At 69.5% G+C, this 24,468-nt stretch carries 23 protein-coding genes; 2 read left to right on the top strand and 21 right to left on the bottom strand.

The window, feature by feature from the left end; genetic code table 11:
- Positions 1-87: 87 nt before the first annotated feature.
- The 7 genes from panD to BZB76_RS25700 form a co-directional block, all read right to left on the bottom strand.
- Positions 88-504, bottom strand: coding sequence for an aspartate 1-decarboxylase (panD, locus tag BZB76_RS25730; RefSeq protein WP_121437017.1), 417 nt, complete (start codon positions 502-504; stop codon positions 88-90).
- Positions 504-1,364 (bottom strand): pantoate--beta-alanine ligase, encoded by an 861-nt coding sequence (gene panC, locus BZB76_RS25725; RefSeq protein WP_121437016.1) that lies wholly within the window; start codon positions 1,362-1,364, stop codon positions 504-506. The genes panD and panC overlap by 1 nt, the downstream gene beginning before the upstream one ends.
- Positions 1,365-1,394: 30 nt before the next feature.
- Positions 1,395-2,369: a Rossmann-like and DUF2520 domain-containing protein gene (locus BZB76_RS25720; protein ID WP_121437015.1), complete on the bottom strand. Its 975-nt coding sequence runs from the start codon at positions 2,367-2,369 to the stop codon at positions 1,395-1,397.
- 96 nt (positions 2,370-2,465) lie between these two features.
- Complete coding sequence (locus BZB76_RS25715) at positions 2,466-4,970, bottom strand: FtsX-like permease family protein (RefSeq protein ID WP_121437446.1); 2,505 nt, start codon at positions 4,968-4,970, stop codon at positions 2,466-2,468.
- The gene (locus BZB76_RS25710) at positions 4,970-5,740 is read right to left on the bottom strand and encodes an ABC transporter ATP-binding protein (RefSeq protein ID WP_170180788.1); all 771 of its coding nucleotides are present in this window, start codon (positions 5,738-5,740) and stop codon (positions 4,970-4,972) included. Before BZB76_RS25710 ends, BZB76_RS25715 begins: the two co-directional genes overlap by 1 nt.
- Before the next feature lie 241 nt (positions 5,741-5,981).
- Positions 5,982-6,677: a response regulator gene (locus BZB76_RS25705; protein ID WP_121437014.1), complete on the bottom strand. Its 696-nt coding sequence runs from the start codon at positions 6,675-6,677 to the stop codon at positions 5,982-5,984.
- Between the two features lie 33 nt (positions 6,678-6,710).
- A complete protein-coding gene (locus tag BZB76_RS25700) occupies positions 6,711-7,883 on the bottom strand; it encodes a sensor histidine kinase (RefSeq protein ID WP_121437013.1) in 1,173 nt (390 codons plus the stop codon).
- A 110-nt stretch (positions 7,884-7,993) separates the two neighbouring features.
- Between BZB76_RS25700 and BZB76_RS25695 the strand changes: the two genes are divergently transcribed.
- Positions 7,994-9,046: an SAM-dependent methyltransferase gene (locus BZB76_RS25695; protein ID WP_337959772.1), complete on the top strand. Its 1,053-nt coding sequence runs from the start codon at positions 7,994-7,996 to the stop codon at positions 9,044-9,046.
- Here BZB76_RS25695 and BZB76_RS25690 read toward each other — a convergent pair.
- From BZB76_RS25690 to BZB76_RS36075, 3 genes are all read right to left on the bottom strand, one after another.
- Positions 9,031-10,239 (bottom strand): cytochrome P450, encoded by a 1,209-nt coding sequence (locus BZB76_RS25690; protein WP_246007213.1) that lies wholly within the window; start codon positions 10,237-10,239, stop codon positions 9,031-9,033. The genes BZB76_RS25695 and BZB76_RS25690 overlap by 16 nt on opposite strands.
- Before the next feature lie 59 nt (positions 10,240-10,298).
- Positions 10,299-11,552, bottom strand: coding sequence for a PH domain-containing protein (locus BZB76_RS25685; protein WP_246007212.1), 1,254 nt, complete (start codon positions 11,550-11,552; stop codon positions 10,299-10,301).
- A 263-nt stretch (positions 11,553-11,815) separates the two neighbouring features.
- A complete protein-coding gene (locus tag BZB76_RS36075) occupies positions 11,816-12,163 on the bottom strand; it encodes a PH domain-containing protein (protein ID WP_246007211.1) in 348 nt (115 codons plus the stop codon).
- A 379-nt stretch (positions 12,164-12,542) separates the two neighbouring features.
- On the opposite strand from BZB76_RS36075, the gene BZB76_RS25675 reads away from it, so the two are divergent.
- On the top strand, positions 12,543-13,691 hold the full coding sequence (locus BZB76_RS25675) for an NADH-quinone oxidoreductase subunit D (RefSeq protein ID WP_121437010.1): 1,149 nt from the start codon (positions 12,543-12,545) through the stop codon (positions 13,689-13,691).
- Between the two features lie 42 nt (positions 13,692-13,733).
- On the opposite strand, the gene BZB76_RS25670 is transcribed toward BZB76_RS25675, so the two are convergent.
- The 11 genes from BZB76_RS25670 to dacB all read right to left on the bottom strand — a co-directional run bounded on the left by BZB76_RS25670 (position 13,734) and on the right by dacB (position 24,284).
- Positions 13,734-14,243 (bottom strand): DUF3180 domain-containing protein, encoded by a 510-nt coding sequence (locus tag BZB76_RS25670; RefSeq protein ID WP_121437009.1) that lies wholly within the window; start codon positions 14,241-14,243, stop codon positions 13,734-13,736.
- Entirely contained in the window at positions 14,240-14,827 is a 588-nt protein-coding gene (gene folK, locus BZB76_RS25665; RefSeq protein WP_121437008.1) for a 2-amino-4-hydroxy-6-hydroxymethyldihydropteridine diphosphokinase, read from the bottom strand. The genes BZB76_RS25670 and folK overlap by 4 nt, the downstream gene beginning before the upstream one ends.
- Positions 14,824-15,189 carry a dihydroneopterin aldolase gene (folB, locus tag BZB76_RS25660; RefSeq protein ID WP_121437007.1) on the bottom strand — a complete coding sequence of 122 codons (366 nt, stop codon included), beginning with the start codon at positions 15,187-15,189 and terminating at the stop codon, positions 14,824-14,826. The genes folK and folB overlap by 4 nt, the downstream gene beginning before the upstream one ends.
- Positions 15,186-15,623 (bottom strand): nuclear transport factor 2 family protein, encoded by a 438-nt coding sequence (locus BZB76_RS25655; protein WP_117404419.1) that lies wholly within the window; start codon positions 15,621-15,623, stop codon positions 15,186-15,188. The genes folB and BZB76_RS25655 overlap by 4 nt, the downstream gene beginning before the upstream one ends.
- Entirely contained in the window at positions 15,620-16,543 is a 924-nt protein-coding gene (folP, locus tag BZB76_RS25650; protein WP_121437006.1) for a dihydropteroate synthase, read from the bottom strand. The genes BZB76_RS25655 and folP overlap by 4 nt, the downstream gene beginning before the upstream one ends.
- A 355-nt stretch (positions 16,544-16,898) precedes the next feature.
- Positions 16,899-17,501 carry a GTP cyclohydrolase I FolE gene (gene folE, locus BZB76_RS25645; protein ID WP_121437442.1) on the bottom strand — a complete coding sequence of 201 codons (603 nt, stop codon included), beginning with the start codon at positions 17,499-17,501 and terminating at the stop codon, positions 16,899-16,901.
- 77 nt (positions 17,502-17,578) lie between these two features.
- Positions 17,579-19,582 (bottom strand): ATP-dependent zinc metalloprotease FtsH, encoded by a 2,004-nt coding sequence (gene ftsH / locus BZB76_RS25640; protein WP_121437005.1) that lies wholly within the window; start codon positions 19,580-19,582, stop codon positions 17,579-17,581.
- A 341-nt stretch (positions 19,583-19,923) separates the two neighbouring features.
- Positions 19,924-20,496 (bottom strand): hypoxanthine phosphoribosyltransferase, encoded by a 573-nt coding sequence (gene hpt / locus BZB76_RS25635; RefSeq protein WP_121437004.1) that lies wholly within the window; start codon positions 20,494-20,496, stop codon positions 19,924-19,926.
- Between the two features lie 127 nt (positions 20,497-20,623).
- Positions 20,624-21,646: a tRNA lysidine(34) synthetase TilS gene (gene tilS, locus BZB76_RS25630; RefSeq protein WP_121437003.1), complete on the bottom strand. Its 1,023-nt coding sequence runs from the start codon at positions 21,644-21,646 to the stop codon at positions 20,624-20,626.
- A 57-nt stretch (positions 21,647-21,703) separates the two neighbouring features.
- Positions 21,704-22,813, bottom strand: coding sequence for a zinc-dependent metalloprotease (locus BZB76_RS25625; protein ID WP_121437002.1), 1,110 nt, complete (start codon positions 22,811-22,813; stop codon positions 21,704-21,706).
- A gap of 154 nt (positions 22,814-22,967) precedes the next feature.
- Entirely contained in the window at positions 22,968-24,284 is a 1,317-nt protein-coding gene (gene dacB, locus BZB76_RS25620; protein WP_246007210.1) for a D-alanyl-D-alanine carboxypeptidase/D-alanyl-D-alanine endopeptidase, read from the bottom strand.
- Positions 24,285-24,468: the final 184 nt, after the last annotated feature.

The following is a 24,468-nucleotide window of genomic DNA, read 5'->3' as shown; positions in this document are numbered from 1 at the left end:
CACCCGAACAACCGCCCCCGGACATCCGCCACGGAACCGCCGCGCCCGAGGGAGGCGGTCGCCGCGTCGCCGCGCCGCCCGGCTTCGTTAGGGGTGGGTCAGGTCGCCGCGGAGGGTGGGGGTGTCGGGGACGGGGGCGGCGGGGTCGGAGTCGGTGGCGATGATTTTGTTGGTGCGGTCCACGTGGACGACGCGGGGGACGAACTCGCGGGCCTCGGCGTCGGTGAGCTGGGCGTAGCTGATGATGATGACGAGGTCGCCGGGCTGGACGAGACGGGCGGCGGCGCCGTTGATGCCGATGACGCCCGAGCCGCGCTCGCCCGCGATCAGGTAGGTCTCCAGGCGGGCGCCGTTGTCGATGTCGACGACGGAGACCTGCTCGCCGGGCAGGAGGTCCGCGGCGTCCATCAGGTCCTGGTCGATGGTCAGCGAACCGACGTAGTGCAGGTCCGCCTGCGTCACGGTGGCGCGGTGGATCTTCGACTTGAACATCGTCCGGAACATCAGGACTCCTCGGAGAAGTGGAGGGGGACGTTGTCGATGAGGTGGGTGGCGCCGACGCGACCGGCGACGGCCAGCACGGCGCGTCCCGTGTGGGACGGGGTGATCGGGGTGAAGGTCGCCGGGTCGACCAGCACGAGGTAGTCGAGGTGCAGCGGCGGGTCGGCGGCGGTGGCCTCGTCGAGGACCGCGCTCGCCGCGACCAGAACCGCCTCCGGGCCCTTGGCCGTCGCGTCCGCGCCGGCGGTGAGGGCGCGTGAGAGGGCGAGGGCGGTCCGGCGTTCCCGGTCGGTGAGGTACCGGTTCCGGCTGGAGAGGGCGAGGCCGTCCGGTTCGCGGACGGTCGGGGCGGCGGCGATCTCGACGGGGACGTTCAGGTCGGAGACCATTCGGCGGATCATCGCGAGCTGCTGCGCGTCCTTCTCGCCGAAGATCGCCACATCGGGGCGGACGAGGTTGAGCAGCTTCAGCACGACGGTGAGCATCCCGTCGAAGTGGCCGGGCCGGGCGGCGCCCTCCACGATCTCGCCCATCGGGCCCGAGTTCACCGTGACCTGCGGCTCGTCCGGGTAGATCTCCGAGCGCGGGGGCGCGAAGACGATGTCGGTTCCTTCGGCGGCGCACATCTCCAGGTCGGCGGGGAGCGTCCGGGGGTAGCGGTCGAGGTCCTCGTTCGGTCCGAACTGGAGGGGGTTGACGAAGATGCTGACCACCACCGTGTCGGCGGTCTGGCGGGCCTGGCGGATCAGGGAGCGGTGGCCCTCGTGCAACGCTCCCATGGTCGGGACGAAGGCCAACGTTCCCTTGACCTCGGAGCGGACCTCGGCCAGTTCCTCCCGTGTCCGGACGATGATCGGGGTCACGACGCGTCCTGCCTTTCTGGAGATGACCGGTCAGTCGGCCAGGGCTTCGAGGAGGCGGGCGGCGTCCTCGGGTTTGAGCATTCCGGCGGAGAGGGCGCGGTCGGCGGTGAGGCGGGCCAGCGCGATATAGGCGCGGCGGCTCTCGGGTGAGATCTTGGCGAGTTCGCCGACGTGGTCGGAGACGGTTCCGGCGTCGCCGCGGGCGACCGGGCCGGTGAGGCCGTCGATGCCGAGGCGCAGGCCGTTGTCGAGGGCGGCGCCGAGGAGGGGGCCGAGCATCCGACCGGGTTCGGCGACGCCGGCGATGCGCAGCAGGTCCATGGACTCGACGACGAGGGTCACCAGATGGTTCGCGCCTCCGGCGAGGGCCGCGTGGTACAGCGGACGCGTCTCCTCGGTGATCCAGACGGGTTCGCCGCCCATCTCCACGACGAGCGCCTCCGCGACCGGGCGCAGCGGGTCGGGCGAGGTGACGCCGAAGGAGATGCCCGCGAGACGGTTCACGTCGTCCGGACGTCCGGTGAACGTCATGACCGGGTGCAGCGCGAGCGGGAGCGCGCCGGCGCGGGTGAGCGGGTCGAGGACGGTCGTTCCGTAGCGGCCGCTGGTGTGCAGGACGAGCTTGCCGGTGACGGGCACACCCGCCGCGACCAGCCCGGCCGCCAGTTCCGGCAGTTCGTCGTCCGGGACGGTCAGCAACACCAGGTCGGCGGCCGCGACGACCTCGGGCGGCGGCGCGATGTCCGCGCCGGGCAGGCGTTCGGCGACGCGCGCCCGCGACCGCTCGGACACGGCGGTCGCTGCGATCACGCGGTGGCCCGCCTGGGACAGCGCGGCGCCGAGCGCCGTGCCGACACGGCCGGCGCCGACGATGCCGACCGCGAGCCGGGCGGGCCTGTCCTCCGGGGCCTCCTGCGCGTTCCGGGGGGCGGGACGGGGCGTCCCCGCGCCGGAGGCCGGCCCGTTTCCGGGCGTGGCGGCGGAAGGCGTGTCGTGTGGGTCCATCGGTCGTTCCAGTCCTCGGTAGGTACCGGACGCGCACCAGGGTACCGGCAGGGTCACGCCGTCCGGTGGGTGACGGTCGCCACCCCGGCCCCCCATTCAGTCATGCGCGAGGGACTCCACGACGGACGTTCTCGCGGCGCGCCGCGCGGGCGGCACGGCGGCGCCCGTCCCGGCGAGCCCGGCAAGGGCGACGAACGCGACGACCTGGAGGTAGGGCAGCGAGAACTGCGCGTCGGACGACATCGCGTTCGTCGCGGCCCAGCCGAACGCCACCCCGAGCACCACCCCGGTGAGCGCGCCGATCACGGCCATGACCAGCGCCTCGACGGACAGCATCCGGCGGAGCTGGCGTTTGGTGAGGCCGAGGGCCCGCAGCAGCGCCGACTCGCGGGTGCGTTCCACGACCGACAGGGTCAGCGTGTTGGCGATGCCGAACAGCGCGATGACGATCGCCAGGCCGAGCAGCCCACCGAAGATCATCAGGATCATGTCGACCGCCTTGGTCATCGATTCCTTGAACTCGGCGGTGGAGTCGACCTTCGCGGCCATGTAGGGGCTCGCGGCGTCCTCCACGACCCTGCGGGCGTCGGTCGCGGCCACGCCGTCTCGGGTCTTGACATAGATGGTCGCCGGGTCTCGGACGCCGAAATAACGGGTGAAGTCTGCCTCTGGGACGACGATCCCGTGCAGCCCGGCCCCCGGCTCGTACACCCCGGCGATCTTCACCGGAACGGTGCGGTGCGCCGCCGTCACCTGGACGGTCTTCCCCGCCGCCAGGTCGAACGATCTGGCGGTCCCCACGTCCACCATCGCGGCTCCCGGCCGGCGCGCCGCGTCCAGCGTCCCCTCCCTCAGCTCCGGTTTCATGATCGTGCCAAGGGCGGACGCGGTGACCGTGGCGAGGTCGGCGTTCCGACCGGCGACCTTCGCCTCGTGCGAGCGCAGCTGGATGACGTGGCTGAACTCGGGGCGCCGGTCCAGTGTCGCGGCGAGCGCGCGCGGGACGGTCCCGTTCTCGTTCCGCATGGCGATCTGGAAGTCGACGGGGAACTGCTCCTCCAGCTTGTACGTGGCGGTCGCCTTGCCGCTCGCCGCGACGACCGCGAACAGGCTCATCAGCCCGACGCCGATGGTCAGCGCGATCGTCGTGGTCGCGGTGCGGCGCGGGGCACGCTGCGCGTTCGCGACCGCCAGCCGGCCCGGCACCCCGCCGAACCGGGCCGGGATCGCGCCCGCGAGCCGGCCGAGCGGCCGGACGAGCGCGGGCATCATCGCGACCACCGCGAGGAAGAACACGCCGCCCGCGAACGCGACGACGAACATCGCGGCCTGGCCCTTGGCCATCACGAGCGAACCGAGCCCCCCGACGGCGAGGCCGGCGACGCCGAGCACGGTCGCGATCACTGTGCGCGGCAGGCCGAGCCGGAACCGTCCGGAACCCGGCTCCGGCTCCGAGCGCAGCGCCGCGACCGGCGCGACCCGCGTCGCCCCACGTGCGGGCAGCAGCGCGGACAGGACGGTCACGACGACACCGATCACCAACCCGACCACGATCGTCCGGACGGTGAGGGACGCACCGGCCGACCCCGCTCCCGTGAGCGAGTCGTCCAGCGCCCTCACCCCGGCGAACGCGCCCGTCCCGAGGCCGACTCCGGCCGCGAGACCGAGCAGCGAACCGACCAGGCCGACCACCGCGGACTCCAGCAGGACCCCGCCGAAGATCTGCCGCCGGGTCGCGCCGACACAGCGCAGCAGCGCCATGTCCCGCATCCGCTGCGCGATCAGGATCGAGAACGTGTTGTAGATGACCAGGGCGGACACCAGCATCGCCACCAGCCCGAACAGCAGCAGCCCGGTGCGGATGACCTTGGTGTCGGTGCCCGACTCGCGCGCCATCTTCGCGGCCAGTTCCGCGCCCGTGATGACGCGGTTGGACGGGCCCGCCGCCGTGTCGACCGCCGCCCGCGAGCCGCCCGCGACGTCGATCTCCTCGTAGGTCTTCCGCCCGGTCATCGCCATCGCGGTCGCGGGGTCGAACCCGACGGCGCCGCGGTAGCTCGCATCCTGGTCGATACCGAAGTCGACCAGACCGACCACGATGAACCGGTGCGGTCGGTTCTTGTCATCCAGGATCGAGACCGTGTCACCGACGGTGAAGCCCACCCGCTTGGCCAGATCGGTGTCCAGGACGGTTTCGCTGCCACTGGACGGAGAACGTCCCTTGTCGACGTCGTACCGCAACAGCCGTCCGGTGGGCACCGACATGCCGAGTGTGGAGATGTCGCCGACCGGCTTACCGTCCTTGCCGACAAGGGCGGCTTCCCCGCGGACCAGGCCGTGCACGTCCGTGACGCCGGGCACCGCCTTGAGCCGGTTGAGAGTCTCGGTACCGACCCCCTTCTCGGAGGAGCCGCGACCGACGAACACCGCGAAATCGACCTTGTCGGCCGAGCGTTCGAACGTCTTCGCGACGCCCCTGTCCATCGTGTCGGTGAGGACGAACGTTCCGGAGATGAACCCGACGCCGAGGGTGATGGCCACCGCCGTCAGCAGCAGTCGCAGCTTGCGGGCGCGCAGACCCGCCAGGGTGGTCCGCAGCATCACGCCCCCAGGGCCTTGAGCCGGTCGAGCACCGACTCCGCCGTCGGCTGGACGATCTCCGACACGATCTCGCCGTCGCGGAGGAACACCACCCGGTCGGCGTAGGAGGCGGCCACCGGATCATGGGTGACCATCACGATCGTCTGCCCCATCTCCCGGACCGAGGACCGCAGGAACCCGAGGACCTCCGCGCCCGCCCGGGAGTCGAGATTGCCGGTCGGCTCGTCCGCGAAGATCACCTTCGGGCGGGCGACGATCGCGCGGGCGCACGCCACCCGCTGCTGCTGGCCGCCCGACAGCTCGTTCGGCCGGTGCCGGAGCCGGTCACCGAGCCCGAGCACGTCGACGACGTGGGCGAACCACGCCCGGTCGGGCCGGTGCCCGGCGAGTTCCAACGGCAGCAGGATGTTCTGCTCGGCGGTCAGCGTCGGCAGCAGGTTGAACGCCTGGAAGACGAACCCGACGCGGTCGCGGCGCAGCATCGTCAACCGCCGGTCGCCCATCCCCGTGATCTCGGCGTCGCCGAGGACGATCCGTCCGGACGTGACGGTGTCCAGCCCGGCGAGGCAGTGCATCAGCGTGGACTTTCCGGACCCGGACGGCCCCATGATCGCGGTGAACGCGCCGGTGGCGAACGTGACATCGACCCCGCGCAGCGCGTGCACGGCGGCGTCACCCGTCCCGTAGACCTTCGAGACGCCCTCGGCGGTGACGGCCGGAATCCACCCGGCGACCGGAGTCTCTCCGGACGGACCGGCGTACGTGTTGATCACGGTGACCTCTTCACGGTTCGTTCCTCGCGTGCCTGGTCAGACCACGCTAGGAATCCGTGCCGCTCCCGCCATCAGCCCGGCGGCGACGCTTCCCGTCCACCTCGCGGCTATCCGACGGCGGTTCGTACGACCTGAGTCGTACCGCCTGCCACCGACAAAGCCCCTACGGAAAGCGCCGGAGACCCGATCGGGTTCCGGCGCTTCGACGATCAGCGCATCCAGGGGAGCTGCGAAGCCATCAGGGATCGCTTCGCTGACCGCTCTTGACCAGACCCGTCTCGTAGGCGAAAACGACCGCCTGAACCCGGTCACGCAGGCCGAGTTTCATCAGGATCCTGCCCATATGCGTTTTGACGGTCGCCTCCGAGACGTACAACTGCCCCGCGATCTCCGCGTTCGACATGCCCCGCGCGACGAGCTTCAGCACCTCGCCCTCCCGGAACGTGAGGTTCTCCAGGGTCCGGTGCGCCCTCTCCTCGGCGTCCGGCAGGTGCACCGCGAACCGGTCCAGCAACCGTTTCGTCGTGCTCGGCGCCACCACGGCGTCGCCCGAGTGCACCGCCTTGATCGCCTCGATCAGCTGGGCCGGTCCGGCGTCCTTCAGCAGGAACCCGCCCGCTCCCGCCTTGATCGCCGCGAAGGCGTACTCGTCGAGGTCGAACGTGGTCAGGATGACGACCTTCGGCCCGGACCGCGCCACGACCCGCCGGGTGGCCTCGATGCCGTCCATGCGCGGCATCCGCACGTCCATGAGGACCACGTCCGCCTCCGTGCGGCCGAGCAGATCGAGGGCCTGCACACCGTCACCGGCCTCACCGACGACCTCGATGTCCGGCTGAGCGTCCAAGACCATGGTGAACCCGGCGCGCACCAACTCCTGGTCGTCGACCAGAACCACCCTGATGGGCTCCTCCGCCGGTTCACTCTCGCTCATGCGCGCCTCTCATGCTGTGACTGTGTCGCCCGGTCAAGCCGCTCCCACTTCCTCCCGCACGGGGATCCGCGCGACCACCCCGAAGCCGCCTCCGGGACGTGGCGCCGCGTGGACGCTGCCCCCGTACACGGCGACGCGCTCCTTCATACCGGCGAGACCGTGGCCGCGCCCGTCGTCGCGGGCCGCGGCGCCCCGCCCGTCGTCGTGCACGCTGATCTCCAGGTGGTCCGCGGTATACGACAGGCGTACGGACACGGTCACCTTCGGGCCACCGTGTTTCAGCGTATTGGTCAGTGCTTCCTGGACGATCCGATAGACCGTGAGCTGGCGTCCGGCGGACATGACCATCGGTGTTCCGTCCACCTCGAACGTCACCGTGAGCCCGGACGAGCGGACCTGCTCCACGAGGTCGTCGAGCTGCGCCACCCCCGGCTGCGGCGCGTACGCGCCCGCGTCGTCGGTCTCGCGCAGGACCCCGAGGAGCCGCCGCATCTCCGCCAGCGCCTGGCGTCCCGTCGAGGAGATCGTCTCCAGGGCCTGCCTGGCACGTCCCAGATCGGTGTCGATGGCATAGGACGCGCCGTCGGCCTGCACCACGATCACGCTGACGTTGTGCGCCACGACATCATGCAACTCGCGGGCGATACGCGCGCGTTCGGCCGCCATGGCCACCTTGACCTCGTTGTCGCGTTCCCGCTCCAGCCGTTCGGCGCGTTCCTCCACCGAACTCAGATACGCGCGGCGCGTCCGCATGTGGAGGCCGAGGACCCACACGCCGACCACCATCAGGGTCAGCATGAAGAACGTGTACCGCTTGTCCCCCGCGCCGCTCGGATAGCGCCAGGTCGCCATGACGGCGCCCATCTCCGCGACCACCGCCGCGGCCAGCCCCCAGCGGAACTGATAGCCCGCGGCGACCGTGTAGAGACCCATCAGGACGGCGACGTTCCCCGGTACAGGGTTCACACCGACCAGGCACTGGATGCCCGAGACCACCGCGATGACGGTGAAGACCAGACGCGGGTAGGTGCGACGCAGTACCAGCGGCCCGATCAGACCCACCGTGAGCGCCACGTACGCGACCTCGGTCACACCGTAGGACGCCGCATACAGCCAGGGGAGGGAGAAGAGCATCAACGGTGACGCGAAGCCCGCGTCGACCAGGGGTTTCCGGCGACGCAGCCACTCCCACGCCTGCACGACCATGCGGAAAGGGTACGTACCTCACGGTGTGCCCTGGATCGGCCGCAGGTCGTACCCCCGTCCGCCTCAAGGATGGGCCGAATGGAGTCGGCCTCCACGGTAACGTCACTGTCGTGGAGGCGTTGGTCGGTGAGTGGCTGCCATGGCGCACCGCGATGGAGCGGGCGCTGTACGGGGAAGACGGCTTCTACCGGCGGGGGGAACGTCCCGCCGAGCACTTCCGTACCTCGGTGCACGCCTCACCGCGGTTCGCCGCCGCCATCGCGCGCCTGCTCGTCGAGGTCGACGCGCTGCTCGGACGGCCCGATCGGCTGGACGTCGTCGACGTCGGCGCGGGCTCCGGCCGGTTGCTGAGCAACATCCTGGGCTGTGTCCCGCCCGACGTGGCCGCGCGGCTCGCGCCCGTGGCCGTGGAGATCGCGCCGCGTCCGTCCGACCTGCCCGACCAGATCACCTGGCGCCCCGATCTGCCCGACCAGATCACCGGGCTCGCCGTGGCGAACGAGTGGCTCGACAACGTGCCCCTGGACGTCGTCGAACAGACCCCTGACGGTCTCCGTACCGTGCTGGTGCATCCGTCCACCGGCGCGGAACGTCCCGGGCCCGTGCCGTCCGACGAGGACCACGACTGGCTCGACCGCTGGTGGCCGCTGCACGAACCCGGTGACCGCGCCGAGATCGGCCATCCGCGCTGTGCCGCGTGGGCCTCCGTCGTCGAACGCCTTTCCCGCGGGGTCGCCCTCGCCGTGGACTACTCGCACTTCCGCGAATCCCGGCCCGTCTGCGGAACCCTGACCGGGTACCGCGACGGGTCGACGGTCCCCGCCGTCCCGGACGGCTCCTGCGACGTCACCGCCCATGTCGCCCTGGACTCCTGCAGCGTCGCCGGGGAACGCGCCGGTGCCACGTCCACCCTTCTGACGACCCAGCGCGACGCCCTGCGCGCCCTCGGCCTGTCGGGCTCCCGTCCGCCGATCGAGCTGGCGCACCGTGACCCACGGGGTTACGTCGAGGCGCTCTGCCACGCCGGTGAGGACGCCGAACTGACCGACCCGTCCGGCCTGGGCGGTTTCGGATGGCTGGCCCAAGCGGTACACGTGCCGATCCCCGACGTCCTCACCTCCTGGCCGGCGGTGCTACGCGAAAACGGTCAGCGTTCCACGTAGAGGGCCTGGAGCCCGCGCAGGACGAAGCCGGGCTTCCATTTCGGTTCGGTGGAGAGGCGAAGGTCGGGAATGAGGCGTAGGATCGCTCCATACAACTCGGCGAGTTCGATGCGGGCGAGCGGCGCACCTAGGCAGTAGTGGATTCCGAGCCCGAAGGTGATGTGCGGGTTCGGTGTGCGGGAGAGGTCGAGCCGGTCGGGGTCGGTGAAGACCTCGGGGTCGCGGTTGGCGGACGCGAACTGAAGCGCTACCTCCGACCCGCGAGGAATGTCGACACCCGCGACCGTGATGTCCTCCAGGACCCAACGCTCGAACATCGGCGCCGAGGTGTCGTAGCGCAGCAGCTCCTCGACGGCCGTGGGGACGAGCGACGGGTCCGCCCGAAGCCGTTCCAGTTCCCCGGGATTGCGGAACAGCGACCACCAGCCGTTACCGGTCGAGTTGACCGTCGCCTCGTGACCCGCGTTGAGCAACAGCACGCAGGTACCGATGAGCTCGTCCTCGGTGAGCCTGTCACCCTCGTCCACCACATGGGCGAGCGCGGTGATGAGGTCGTCGCGGGGCTCGGTGCGACGGCTGCGGGCCAGGGCGCGCAGGTAGTCGGAGAACTCCGCGGCCGCGCGGACGGCCGTCCGCTGGACGTCGTCGGGCGGGTTCAACTCGTACATGCCGCAGATGTCGGCGGACCACGGGCGCAGGAGGGGCCGGTCCGCCACGGGGACGCCGAGCATCTCGGCGATCACGTTCACCGGCAGCGGCTCGGCGACCTCGGCGATCAGATCGCCGCCTCCCCGCTCGGCCAGCCCCACGGCCAGCTCCTCGGAGAGCCGCCGGATGGTCGGGCGCAACCCCTCCACCATGGGGGCGGTGAACGCCTTCGAGACCAGCCGCCGCAACCGGGTGTGCACGGGCGGCTCCATGTCGAGCATCCCGGCACGGATGAGGTCCCAGAACGGTTTGAGGAAGTCGGCCTCGGGCTCCTGGCCGAACTCCTCATGGCTCGCGAGGTGAAGGTAGGTCCGTCCTAGCCTTCGATCTCGCAATAACGCGTTCACGTCTTCGTATCGGCTGATCACCCACTGGCGGGTGGGTTCATGGAAGAAGACGGGACTGTCCACGCGGAGGCGCTCGAACGCCGGGTAGGGGTCTGCGACGAATTCGGGAGACCAGGGGTCATAAGTCATGGAGGCCATGCTTCGACGATATTCGCAACTCTCACAGACCGGGTTCGGAGATGCCGTGACCGGCATCGTCAGCGGGCCCAGCGGGCCGGATCTCCCCCGGCACGGCGGGCGGCCAGGGCACGGCGGGCGGTCGATTCGACGATGGCGCGGGCCTCGCCCAGTTCACGGTCGGTCGCGGCGACCCGCACCGGACCGGGAGGCGCGTCGACATGGACGGTGGCCAGGCCGAACAGACGCTGGAACGGGTTCACGGTGAGGCGGACGCTCTGCGCCCGAGCATGGGCGATCACATCGGTGCGGCGGCAGGGCCAGCCGTGCCGGGTGACGAAGACGACGTCATCTGTTCCTGCACCGTCCGCGCGGTCGATCGCGACCGCCTTGGACGACGCGGGCACAAGAGCGACGGCATCGACGTTCGTACCTGGGAACACCTGCGAGACAAGGTGCATCGCGACTTGGCGGGGTGCAACCGGCAGAAGCGTGGACGACAGTGCCTGGCGCTCGCCCGCATAGCCCGCGACGGTGACCTCCACACGCGCCCAACCGAGAGACCGCCACAGCGTCGGTTCGACGATGCTCACGGCCTGGACACGTCCTGGGGGAAGCGTCTGCATCCTTGTCTCCAGGAGCCCGTAGCGGAGACGGATTCCGTCGGGTGACATCGCCACCGTGAAATTGGCGTACATCACCAGCGGCGCTATGACGGCCCGGATGAGGCCGAGTACGACGGGAATGGTGACGGCCAGGATGCCGCCCTCCGCGTAGACCACCAGGAACAGCAAGGACGCGATGAGGAGCAGGATCGTCCCGAGAACGGGGAGCCGCACGATCAGGGAAGCGAGCAGGGCACCGAACGGGACGCGCCACACGTGCCGTTCGGGAGCCTCGGGCGTGTGGCCCGGAAGTCCGGCGGCGCGGGCGAGGAGTTCGGCGCGCAGTTGTAGGGCGGAGCGCCGTCCCAGATAGCGCAGCGCGATCTCGCTCTGCCCGCCGCCCGCCAGTTCCACGCGCACTTCCGCGAGGGCGAACACGCGCGTCACCAGGGGACGGACGAGATCGATGGCCTGGACGCGCGACAGCGGAATACGGCGCTTGTTCTTACGGAGCAGACCGGACTCGACAACGAGATCGTCCCCGTCGACGCGGAAACGGACGGCAAGCCACGTCCAGAGGCCCGTGCCCACGGCGATCAGCCCCATAGGAACGGTGACCACAAGGAACCTGGCTATCACCTCGGGTGTGAGCGCCAGGGCGAAACCGTCGTCCGTCTTGGTCAGCAACAAGGGAAAACCGAGCAGGACGAAGTAGATGATGAGGAACACGAACGCGCGGAGCGGCGCCGTCGCCCAGTGAAGTCTGTGCGTGCCCTCCGAGAACCGGACCGGTGGACGGTGAATCGCTGGCGGCCCGTAGCCGTAAGGCGGCGGGTAAGGCGTCGCAGGCGGCTGACCGTACGGCGGTGGCTGCGGTAGTCCCTGGGGTCCGTGCGGTCCGTAGGGTCTGCTGTAGGGCCCGTACGGGCCGTGGGGTCCTGGCGGGCCGTGGGGTGGCGGGCCGTGGGGTCCTGGCGGGCCGTAGGGGCCGCTCACAGTCCCATGCTCCGTTCCTCGCCTTTCTGGGCGAGGCGGTCGCGTAGATGGGACGCCTCGGCGGCCGGTAGACCGGGAATGGTGGCGTCCGTGGCCGCGGCGGCGGTGTGCATCCGGACGGTGGCGATGCCCATCCATCGCTCCAGCAGCCCCGCCGTCACGTCCACGAACTGCATCCGCCCGTAGGGGACGACGATGAGCCGCTTCACGAGAACCCCGTGAGTGACGATGAGGTCGTCCGCCCGCTCCGCGTAGCCATAGGCCCGACGGTCGAGTCCGGCCATCAACCCGGTGAGGACGACACCCAACACCACGGCGGCGACCCACATGACGGTCGGAACCATGCCACCGTTCACCCAGACGAAGAACGCACCCACACCACCGACCGGGATCGCCCACAGAACGGCGGTGACCAGCCTGTGCCACGTGTGGCGTTTCGAGATCGGCGACCAAGCGAGGCCGTCACCGGCCCTGAACGCCTGGTCCGCCTGGTACAGGGGCCGCGCGGGCGGCTGCCGATGGTCCGGCGGGTAGGGTGCCGGTCCTGGTCCCTGAGCGGAGAACCCTGGCGGTGGACCCCCGTGACCATGGGCATGATGCCCCGCTGCGGGGTCGTAGGGCGGTCCGTCCTGGCTCACGTTCATCCCCACCAGTCAATCGGATAACGAGTGGCGCTCGCCATGGGACCATGAAGTACTGACCCGAGCGGGTGGAGACGCGACCATGACCACCGAACGGATCGTCGGAATCGGTGCGGGCGCCAAGGAGCTCGCCACCGAGGACATGACCCTGAACATCGGCCCCCAGCACCCGTCCACGCACGGGGTGCTGCGACTGCGGCTGACGTTGGACGGCGAACGTATCTCGGCGGCGGAACCCATCATCGGCTACATGCACCGAGGAGCGGAGAAGCTCTTCGAGGTCCGGGACTTCCGTCAGATCATCGTGCTGGCCAACCGGCACGACTGGCTGTCGGCGTTCTCCAGCGAACTCGGCGTGGTTCTCGCCGCCGAACGGATGCTGGGCATGGAGGTTCCGGTCCGCGCCGTATGGGCGAGGACGCTACTGGCCGAACTCAACCGCGTCCTCAACCATCTGATGTTCCTCGGCTCGTATCCGCTGGAGGTCGGCGCCATCACCCCCATCTTCTACGCGTTCCGTGAGCGGGAGGCGTTGCAGCGGGTGATGGAGGAAGTCTCCGGTGGACGCATGCACTACATGTTCAACCGGGTCGGTGGGCTGAAGGAGGAATTGCCCGCGGGTTGGACGGGACGTGCGCGCAAGGCCGTGTCCGAGGTCCGTGCCCGTATGGGCGACATCGACGACCTCATCATGGGCAACGAGATCTTCCGTGCCCGGACCAGAGGCGTCGGGGTCCTCACCCAGGAGCAGATCCTTCAGTACGGGGTGTCGGGGCCCATCGCACGCGCGTCCGGCCTGGATTTCGACCTTCGCCGTGACGAGCCGTACCTCGCCTACGGCGAACTCGACGTCCGTGTGGTCACCCGCTCCGAGGGCGACTGTCTGGCCCGGTTCGAATGCCTCCTCGACCAGGTGCACGCGTCCCTCGACTTGGCGGACGCGTGCCTCGACCGTCTGGTCGAGCTGCCGCCAGGTCCTATCAACCAGCGGCTCCCGAAGGTGCTGAAGGTTCCGGAGGGGCACACCTACGCCTGGACGGAGAACCCTCTCGGCATCAACGGCTACTACCTGGTGTCGCGCGGTGAGAAGACTCCGTGGCGGATGAAGCTGCGGTCCGCGTCCTTCAACAACATCCAGGTACTGAAGGAACTGCTCCCCGGCAACCTGGTCGCCGACATGATCGCCATCCTCGGTTCGATGTTCTTCGTGGTCGGCGACATCGACAAGTGACGCTCGCACGCCGGCGGGTCAGGCGCGGGACGCGCGTGCGGGTCAGGCGCGGGACGCGCCGCGGTCGCGTTCCTCCTCGTCCGGGCCCTTGGGCACCCGGCACGCGTATTCCAGGAACAGCGCGGCGGCGACCAGGACGGCGGCGGCCAGGAACGTCCCGCCGCTGACGAAGAAGTCGTAGCGGGGCGTCGGCTTGTCGAGCGACGAGACGAGACTGGCGGCGAACCCGGCGAAGATGCCCGCGATGACCGCGGCGGAGTGCGCGCTGGCCTTGCCCAGGGCGGCGAGCCGCGCCACCGCCATCGGATCCAGCGGCTTAGGCGCCGGTTTGCGGTTCACGTCACGCGCGCGTCCCGGGCCGGGCCTGTGGCGGATGCGGCGCAGCACGTTCAGGCCCGTGAAGCCCTCACCGAGCGCCAGCAGCAGCAGCGTCGGGACCGCCGTCCACGGCAGCGGCGGCAGTGACAGGTAGGCGGAACGCAGCACCGCCCAGGTGATCACCGCGATGACGACCACGAGGGCGATGAGGAAGAGCGGGCGGGACGGTTTCATGCAGGCTGCTGGAGAGCGAGGTCCTCCCGGCGACGCACGGCCGACGGTCCCCCCTCCGCCTGTTTGGCCTGGGCGAGGTCACCGACACGGCCGTGCCCGGCGAGCAGGACGTCGGGCTCGATGTCGGCCCACGGCACGAGCACGAACGCGCGCTCGTGCGCGCGGGGGTGCGGAAGCGTGAGATCGGGGTCGTCGGACGAGATGTCCCCGAAGGCGACGATGTCGATGTCGAGGGTGCGCGGCCCCCAACGGACACGGCGTTCCCGCCGCAACGAGTTCTCGATGTTCAGGACGCGTTCGAGAAGGTTCTCCGGTGGCAGTCGCGTGTCGGCGATGAGCACGATGTTGAGGAAGTCGCCCTGTTCGGGGATGGTCTCCCCCGGTGGGGCGTAGGGCGCGGTCTCGTAGACGGGGGAGAACGCCACGAAGTTCAGCCCGGGAGCGTCGAACAGCGCGTCCACCGCTTCCTGGATGTTGTCCAGCCGGTCTCCGAGGTTGCTGCCGATCGAGAAGACGACACGGTGCTCGACCAGCATGTGTCCACCGGTGGCGGTGCGGTCGGGCATGCGGTCGGACGCTGTCATGGGCGACTCCTCCTGATCTTCACGGCGATGTCCGTGAAGGGGTGCGGCACAGGGGCGTTCGGCTTGTGGACGGTGATCTCGACTTCGGACACCGCCCTGTCCTCCAGACACTTCTTCGCCAGCCGGTCGGCCAGTGTTTCGAGGAGGTTGACGGGCTCTCCCTCGATGACGGCGACCAGACGACCGGCGAGCGTTCCGTAGTCGACGGTACGCGAGAGGTCGTCCTCGGCTGCGGCAGGGCGGGTGTCGAGGCCCAGTACGGCGTCCACCACGAACTCCTGCCCCAGTTCGCGTTCCGCGGGCAGGAACCCGTGCCGCCCCCGGGCCCGCAGGCCGCGCAGTTCGATGCGGTCGAGCGTCATTCTTCCTCCGCATCCGCGACGTTGAGGACCGGGGAACCGTGATGGAGCAGGAGCCTCCACTCTCCGTCCGCCCGGACGAACACGTTGGTGGCCACGATGCTTCCTCCGGCGAGGAACCCGGCCTCGGTGTCCTCGTCGGCGGTGAGGACGTTCTCCTTGCAGGTCACCACCGCGTGATCACCGTAAACGTCGGTCTCGACGTCGGTCAGCACGAACTGGATGTAGGTCGTGTTGGCCATGATGAGCGCCCAGGAACGGAGCACTTCCTGACGTCCGCGCAGCATCGTCCAGCCGGGATGCACGCAGGAGACCCCGTCGGCGTAGGGACCGTCCGCCCACACGTCGGACATGCGGTCCAGGTCGCCTTCCTCGAACGCCGCGTAGAACTCGGCGTGGACCTCGTCCACGTCGGCGCGGTTCACGGCACGGCTCATCGTGGACGACTCCCGGGGTCGGCGTGGTCGGGGGTCACGGCGGTATCGGGGCCGTCCTCGGTAACGGGACGGGCCGCGCGGACGGCGGCCGCCACCCGTACCGCGTCCGCGTTCGGGCGGACGCGGTGGACCCGCACACACCAGGCACCGGCCGCGGCGACCAGCGCTGTGACGGCGACGGTGGCGTCGTCGCATTCGAGGAACGGTCGGCGGGTCCCGTCGGGTTCCTCAAGCAGCCTTGTGAGGAACCCCTTACGGGACGCACCGACGATGACGGGGTAACCAATGCCGGTGAAGGCGTCCAGGTGCGCCAGCAGCGACCAGTTGTGCGATTTCTCGGGGTTCTTCGCGAACCCCAGACCGGGATCGAGCACGACCATCGACGGGTCGACGCCTTCGTCCAGCACGGCGTCGACCCTGCGGAGAAGCTCGTCGCGCACCTCGCGCACCACGTCCGTGTAGATGGCGCGGGTCTGCATGTCGTGACTGTGACCCCGCCAGTGCATGACGACGTACGGGACACCCGCGGCGGCCACCACTCGCGGCATGTCCGGATCGGCGAGGCCGCCACTGACGTCGTTCACCAGCCGGGCGCCCACACCGACGGCGGCCTCCGCCACCTCCGCGCGCATGGTGTCGACACTGACCGGGACGCCCTGTTCGACGAGCGCCTCTATGACCGGAACGACGCGGCGCAGCTCCTCGTCCTTCGACACACGCTGGGCACCGGGGCGCGTGGACTCGCCGCCCACGTCCACGATGTCGGCGCCCTCCGCGACGAGGTCCAGCCCATGCCGGACGGCCTTCTCAGGGTCGAACCAGGCCCCACCGTCCGAGAACGAATCAGGGGTCACGTTGACCACGCCCATGACAAGGCAACGCCCTGGCTCAGGCAGCCCCGGAACGGTGGCAATGGTCATGACACCCAAGCCTATGCCTTGCACATGTCCGGCCGGAGAGACGCCCTCACCGCCTCATCGCCCACGCCCCGCGACCTGCGACGGCATCCCCGGACCGCGTCCGAGGAGGCCGCCAGGGCAGCCGAAATCTCCAGCCACGAACACGGTGCGGCGGCGTTCCGTCGCCCGGACGGTCAGCCCGGTCACGTCACCGTGGCCGATCCCGAGCCCGGCGAAGATCACCGTTCTGCGGGCGGATCTCCGCGGCCGACCGGAAGCGGAGGCTCCCGCGGCTCAATGACAGCGAAACGGGCCTCAGCGGCACGCTGAGGCCCGTTGAGACGTCCGGTGCCCCCTGGGGTAGGGCGGACGGTCGCTAGCGCCCGAGAATCAAGCTCATCGCCTCGGCCCGCGTCTCGGCATGATCACGGAAGTCGCCGCGCACCGCGGACGTCACGGTCTTCGCGCCGGGCTTGCGCACCCCCCGCATCGTCATGCACAGATGCTCCGCCTCGATCACCACGATCACCCCGCGGGGCTCCAGCACCTTCATCAGGGCGTCGGCGACCTGGCTGGTCATCCGTTCCTGGACCTGCGGGCGGCGCGCGTACACGTCCACCAGCCGGGCCAGCTTCGACAACCCGGTGATCTGCCCCTTCTTGTTCGGCGTGTACCCCACGTGGGCCACCCCGTGGAACGGGACGAGATGGTGCTCGCAGACGGAGTACACCTCGATGTCCTTCACCAGGACCATCTCTTCATGGTCGGCGTCGAACACCGTCGTCAGCGCGTCCTCCGGCGCCTGCCTCAGACCGGCGAACTGTTCGGCGTACGCGCGGGCCACCCTGGCCGGGGTGTCACGGAGCCCGTCACGGTCGGGATCCTCCCCGATCGCGAACAGGATCTCGCGGACCGCCTTCTCGATCCGAGCGTGGTCGAACCCGGGCGGCTCCTGGAGGATCGGCTCCTCGCCCTCCACGAACGCACGCCCCGCGTCGAGGGCGGCCTCCTCCGCGGACCACCGGTCTGCTTCGTGCTGCGAATCGGCCAACGCGGTCAGCTTTCACCCTGGGCCGGGTCGGCGGCCTCCGAGGCGACCCCGCCCTGACCGTTGTTCTTGGTCAGATCGGCGACGTCCTGCGGACCGAGCAGCGCCAACTCCTTCGGCGTCATGATGGGCGGACGGTCGGACGGCAGACGCTTCCCGTACCCGGTGTAGGAGTTCTGGTGCGGCCGCTTCTGGATCGGCGCGAAGATCTGGAGGACCTGCTCCTTGGAGAGGGTCTCCTTCTCCATCAGGTTGACGACCAGCTCGTCCAGGACGTCCCGGTACTCGACGAGGATCTCCCACGCGGTGTCGTGCGCGGCCTCGATGTAGCGGCGGACCTCGTCGTCGATCGCGGACGCGATGTCCTCCGAGTAGTCGCGCTCGTGGCCCATGTCGCGTCCCAGGAACACCTCGCCCTGGCCGGTGCCGAACTTACGCGCGCCGAGCCGCTCGCTCATGCCGTACTCGGTCACCATGTTGCGGGCGATCGAGCTCGCCTTCTCGATGTCGTTGGCGGCACCGGTCGTCGGCTCGTGGAAGACCAGTTCCTCCGCGGTGCGCCCACCGAGCAGCATGGCCAGCTGGTCGGTCATCTCCGAACGCGTCGTCAGGAACTTGTCCTCCATCGGCAGGGTCATGGTGTAACCCAAGGCCCGGCCGCGCGGCAGGATCGTCACCTTGTGCACGGGGTCGGAGTTCGGCAGCGCGTGCGCCACCAGAGCGTGCCCGCCCTCGTGGTAGGCGATGATCTTCTTTTCCTTCTCCGACATCACGCGGGTCTTGCGCTCCGGCCCGGCCATGACGCGGTCGATGGACTCCTCGAGGGTGTCCATGTCGATCAGCTTGCGGTCGAACCGCGCGGTGAGCAGCGCGGCCTCGTTGATGACGTTGGCCAGGTCGGCGCCGGTGAAGCCCGGGGTACGGCGCGCGATCACGTCCAGGTCGACGTCCGGGGCGAACGGCTTGCCGCGCCCGTGCACGCGCAGGATGCCCTTGCGGCCCTCCAGGTCGGGACGGTCGACGGTGACCTGCCGGTCGAACCGGCCGGGACGCAGCAGCGCCGGGTCGAGGATGTCGGGACGGTTCGTCGCGGCGATCAGGATCACGCCGCCCTTGACGTCGAAGCCGTCCATCTCGACCAGCAGCTGGTTCAGGGTCTGCTCGCGCTCGTCGTGACCGCCGCCGAGGCCCGCGCCGCGGTGCCGTCCGACGGCGTCGATCTCGTCGATGAAGATGATCGAGGGCGCGTTGGTCTTGGCCTGTTCGAACAGGTCACGTACGCGGGACGCGCCCACACCGACGAACATCTCGACGAAGTCGGAACCGGAGATCGAGTAGAACGGCACGCCCGCCTCACCGGCCACCGCACGCGCCAGCAGGGTCTTACCGGTACCGGGCGGGCCGTACAGCAGCACGCCCTTGGGAATCTTGGCGCCGATCGACTGGAACTTCGCCGGGTTCTGCAGGAAGTCCTTGATCTCTTCGAGTTCCTCCAGGGCCTCGTCGGCCCCGGCGACGTCGGCGAAGGTGGTCTTCGGGGTGTCCTTGGTGATGAGCTTGGCCTTGGACTTGCCGAAGTTCATCACCCGCGAGCCGCCGCCCTGCATCTGGTTCATGATGAACAGGAAGATCAGCACGATGACGACGATGGGGAGCAGGCTGAACAGCAGGTTCAGGAAGAAGCTCTGCTTCGGCACATCGACGTTGTAGCCGCCGGGCATCTTGCCCGCGTCGGCCTGCTTCTGGAGCTGCTCCTGAAGTCGGAGGCCCTGACCGTCAACCCAGGAGGCCTGCTGCTGCTTGCCGTTCTTGAGCGTCAGCTCGATCCGCTGGTCCTTGTCGATGATCTTCGCGGACTTGACCTGACCCGCGTTGATCTCCTGGACGACCTTGGAGGTGTCGACCTTCTCGAACGATCGGCCGGGGTTGACGCCCCACATCACAAGGGCGATCAAGAGGCCGAACAGCAGGATCCACAGCAGCGGCCCGCGAAAATAGCGCTTCACGTCCATTTATCCGGTTACCCCTCCGGGGCCCGTCCCTCCTGACCAACGTCTGTGTGCGATGCTCGCCCGTCCCGGGGGACGAACGCCGAGGCGACCGACCATGCGTCCCACCGTCGGCCCGTCGCCCGGGGCGCCGGATCCGCCGTGGCGGCTTCCCTCGTGTGGCTCCCCGACCCGAGGGTCTGGGACACCGACGGTACACCGCGGGATGCGGACGACGCAGCCTGCGCTGTTCTCCTGCATCCCACGCATATACCCGTCAACGACCTTTGCAACGATTCGTCACGGGCGCTTGTTCCCTGGCCTCGTTCCACGGGCCCGTTTCCCAGGCCCGTTCCCCGGCCCGGTCAGGCTCCGTTCGCGCCTCCGCCGCCGTACACGTGTGGGGCGAGCGTGCCGACGAACGGCAGGTTCCGGTACTTCTCTGAATAGTCGAGCCCGTAGCCGATGACGAACTCGTTAGGAATGTCGAACCCGATGTACCTGACGTCCACGTCGGTCTTCACCGCTTCCGGTTTGCGCAGCAGCGCGCATACCTCCAACGACGCGGGCCCCCGCGAGCGCAGGTTGCTCACCAGCCACGACAGGGTCAGACCGGAGTCGACGATGTCCTCGACGATCAGAACGTGCCGGTCGAGGATGTCCGTATCGAGGTCCTTCAGGATGCGCACGACACCGGACGACTTCGTCCCCGACCCATAGGACGACACCGCCATCCAGTCCATCGAGGCGGGCGAATGCAGGGCCCTCGCCAGATCCGCCATGATCATGACGGCGCCCTTGAGGACACCGACGAGAAGCAGATCCCTACCCGCGTAGTCGGCGTCGATCTCCCCGGCGAGCTCCTGCACCTTGGCCTGGAGATCGGCCTCCGATATGAGCACCTTCGCCAGGTCAGTGCCCAGGTCCTTCTCGTCCACAATCCCACCCTCATCGCTCAGACCTCGCCCGTCCTGGTGGGACGGACATCACCACGCGCCGTTCTCGCGGCTCACGCGGCGGGCGCGCCGCGAGACGGTCGTGTAACGATTCGTCCACGGCGCGATGTCAAACCGGGCCGAACAGCAGCTTCCCATACCGTCGGACGGCCCGAAGCCCCCCGGGCAGATCCACGTGCCGCTGGCCCCGCCAGGCCGTGACCAGCCGATCCACCGCATCGACGTGGACCGCCGCGAGCGTACCCGGTGGGCTTCCCGCCTTGACCGCCGCCATCCGCAGTACCCGTGTGCGGACGGCTCTGGGCAGGTCCTCGAGTCCTCCCAGGCTGACGGCCGTGCCGTAGCCCTCTTCGGAGGCCTCGACGAGGTCTGCGTAGGCGTGCGCGGCGAGTTCGTCCAGGGCGTCCGCGTCGTCCCGCAGCATCCTGGCCGTCCGTGCCAGTGCCTCGGTCACTCCGGGGCCGAGGGTCTTCTCCAGGGCGGGCAGTGCCTCATGCCGTACCCGGACGCGCGCGTAAGCGGGGTCAACGTTGTGAGGATCGTCCCAGGGTTCAAGCCCCATCGCCTCACAGGCTCTGCGCGTTGTGGCACGGTCGAGTTCAAGCAGCGGCCTCTGGTAGAGAACCCCCTGCGTCTCCCCCTCTGAGGCGGACGGGCGGCGAAACACCGGCGGCATACCGGCCAGGGATCGGGCCCCGGAACCTCGCGCCAACCCCAGGAGAACGGTTTCGGCCTGATCGTTCAGCGTGTGCCCAAGCAGGACGGCCACCGCGCTCAAGCGGCGGGCGGCGTCGTCGAGCGCGTTGTAACGAGCCTCACGAGCCGCGTTCTCCGGACCACCCGGCCCGTCGACGGTGACCGCGATCGACCCGGATGGATCCAGCCCCAGACCCGCCAGGGTCCGCACCACCGCGTCAGCGCGTTCCGCCGAGCCGTCCTGGAGCCCGTGGTCGATCGTGACACCGGCTGCGCTCAGCCCCGCCCTGGGCGCCTCGAAGGCCAGCGCGCCGGCAAGGGCCAGCGAGTCGGCACCGCCACTACAGGCCGCGACCACCACCGCACCCGGCGGCAGATCGGCGACAGAGCGTCTCACCGCGAGACGTACCGCCGCCACCGCCGGATCAGGCCCCATGGCAAATCCATATCACCACGGCGCCCTGATTCTGCTCCCGCTCCCCCGCTCCCCCGCTCAGGCCTCGTTGGCCTTGGGGGGCGCATCGATGGCGCGCGGACCGACGACCCGCTCGATCCAGAGGGTCGGCTCCTTGATCTCGTCATGGGTGGGGAGCGTCTCCGAGGACTGCCACACCTGGTTGAAGCCGCTCATCCCCACTTCGGCGACGACCCTGCGGACGAACCGCGATCCTTCCGCGTACTGCTTCATCTTGAGGTCGATGCCGAGCAGACGCCGGATCGTCTTGTCCAGCTTGGAGCCGCCGTCACGCCGCCCCTGGAAACGTGAGCGAATCTGCTGAACGGACGGGACGACCTCCGGGCCGACCGCGTCCATGACGTAGTCGCCGTGCCCCTCGACGAGGGTCATCACCGCCGTGAGGCGATCGAGGATCGCGCGCTGTTCCGGCGACTGGATCGCGTCGATGAGGTTGGCGTCGCCCCCACGTACGGCGTCCGCGACCGCTTCGGCCGCGTCCCGGATGCGCTCCAGCATCACACCCGGGTCGAGGTCGGACGCGAGAAGGAACTCGGTCATCTGCTCCTGCACGTACTCGCGCAACCAGGGGACACCGGTGAACTGGGCGCGATGGGTCTCCTCATGCAGGCACACCCACAGCCGGAAGTCGTGCGCCTCCACGCCGAGTTCCTGCTCGACATGGACGATGTTCGGCGCGACCAGGGTCAGCCGTCCGGTCGGCGCGTGCCCTGACGGGTCCGGCGGCAGGAACAACTCGTACTGGCCCAGCACACGGCTGGCCATGTAGGCGAGGATGGCCCCTACTTGCATGCCGGTGACGCGCGAGCCCACAGCCTGGACGACGACGTTGCCCGCCCCGCCGAAGGCACCCGGCCCACGCCGCTGGGACATCTGCTCCATGAGCGGTTCGAGCACCACACGGAAACCGTCCACGTTCGCGCGGATCCAGCCGGGCCGGTCCACGATCGTCGCCGGGGCGGGATCGAGCTCGGATGCCAGGCCGGTGAAGTCCCGGACATGCCCGTGCGCGACCTTCGACAGCTCACGCAGCTCCGCCACGACCTCACGGGCCTCGGCATGGCTGACCTGCGGGCCGGGCCTGACAAGCCGGGTTCCGGCCTGAACTGCCACGTTCCAGTCGATCATTGAGGCGCTCATGTACTCCACCGTACGTTCGGAGACGGCGCCGGAGCGCCCCTGCTCAGTCGTTCAACGAACAACCGTCCTGGTTATCTCCCGTACGGGCCTGCCCACACTCCACGCCAGTACCTTGTGGACGCCGTCGAGCGAACGATCTGAGTCAGTTGCACCCACAGGTCGCCAGTGCGGACGCGAGCTGGTCCAGCTTCCCGGGGTCGACCTGCCCCTTGCCGTCTCCCGCCATGAAGGCGAACGCCAGCAACCGTCCGTTCGCGTCATGCGCCAGCCCGGCGAGCGTGCTGACCCCCGCCAGGGTGCCCGTCTTGGCGCGCACGACCCCGGCTCCCGCGCGGCTCGTCGCACCGGTGTAGCGGGGCGGTCCGAGCGTTCCCGAGAACCCCGCCACCGGCATGCCCGTGATGACCGAACGAAGCTCCGGACGGTCCTGACCGGCGGCGATCGACACGAGACGGGCCAGCGCGATCGGCGAGATCCGATTGCGCGTCGAAAGGCCACTGCCGTCGTTCACGACGATCCCTGCCGTGACGCCCAGCCGCGCAAGAACCTGCTGGACGGCCTGAGTGGCACCAACGAACGACATCGGCCGCCCCTGCTTCAGGGCGACCTGCCTGGCCACCGCCTCCGCCACATCGTTGTCACTGTCGGTCAGCAGGTGCTCCACCAACGCCGACATCGGCGGTGACTGGACGGCGCCGACACGCTCGGCTCCCTTCGGCGCGACCGTGCTCCGTCCGACCTTCGCGCCGACCCCGTACTGGGCCAGCAACCGCGCGAACTGTCTCGCCGCCACTAGGGCCGGATCGGGCACCCGCGTCTTCTTGGACGGGTCGAACGGGGCAGCGCGTCCTTTGTCGACCATCAGTGCCGTGACAGGTGCGACTTCGCCATCTGGCAGATAGTTGGGTTTCCACCCCGCGGCCGTGGTGGGCCCCTGGTACGCGGACGTGTCGAAGTCAACACGCACTCGTCCCACACCCGTCCCCTTCAGCGCGGTGGCCGTCTGCCTGGCCAACTCCCGAAGCGACGCGTAGGGCGGATGCCCCGCGTTGGGGCGTGTCGGAAGGGCCGTCAATGTCGGGTCCCCGCCCCCGACCAGTACGATCTCGCCACCGGCACCGCGCACGACCTGCGTGGTGATCCTGTGGGCGGGGCCGACCGACGCCAGCGCCGCCGCCGCGGTCACGAGCTTCGTCGTCGAGGCGGGGGTCGCCGGCCGGTCCGCACGCCACTCGAACAGGGGACGGCGGTCGGCCACATCGATGACCACGGCGTTGAGCTTCGCGCTCGGACCACCGATCAGGGCTGAGAGCCGCCCGCCCAGGGTGGCCGCGTTCGGTGCCGAACCGGACGCCGGGTCGGTCGCCGAGAGCACCGCCGCCCGCGGGGCCGGAACGAGGTCACGTGCGGCGACGCCGGGCGGCTGCGGGGACAGGCGTCGATCCGGTGTGAGTTTCACCACTGCCAAACCGGCGGCAACAGCGAAAACGTTAAGGAGGGACAGCGACATGACCGCGAGGGCACGGGCCCGTCCGGGGACGTGACCACCCCTCTCCCACTCAGCACTCACCAACGTGCGACATCCTTATATAAGGGAAACACTCACCTGTGGGGACGGCCTCGCCCACGGGCTCCCGAAAGAC

It is taken from the genome of Actinomadura pelletieri DSM 43383 (genome assembly GCF_003634705.1).
Taxonomy (GTDB): domain Bacteria; phylum Actinomycetota; class Actinomycetes; order Streptosporangiales; family Streptosporangiaceae; genus Spirillospora; species Spirillospora pelletieri.
Note: the sequence above shows the minus strand (reverse complement) of the source record. Positions and strands in the feature narration are given on the sequence as shown.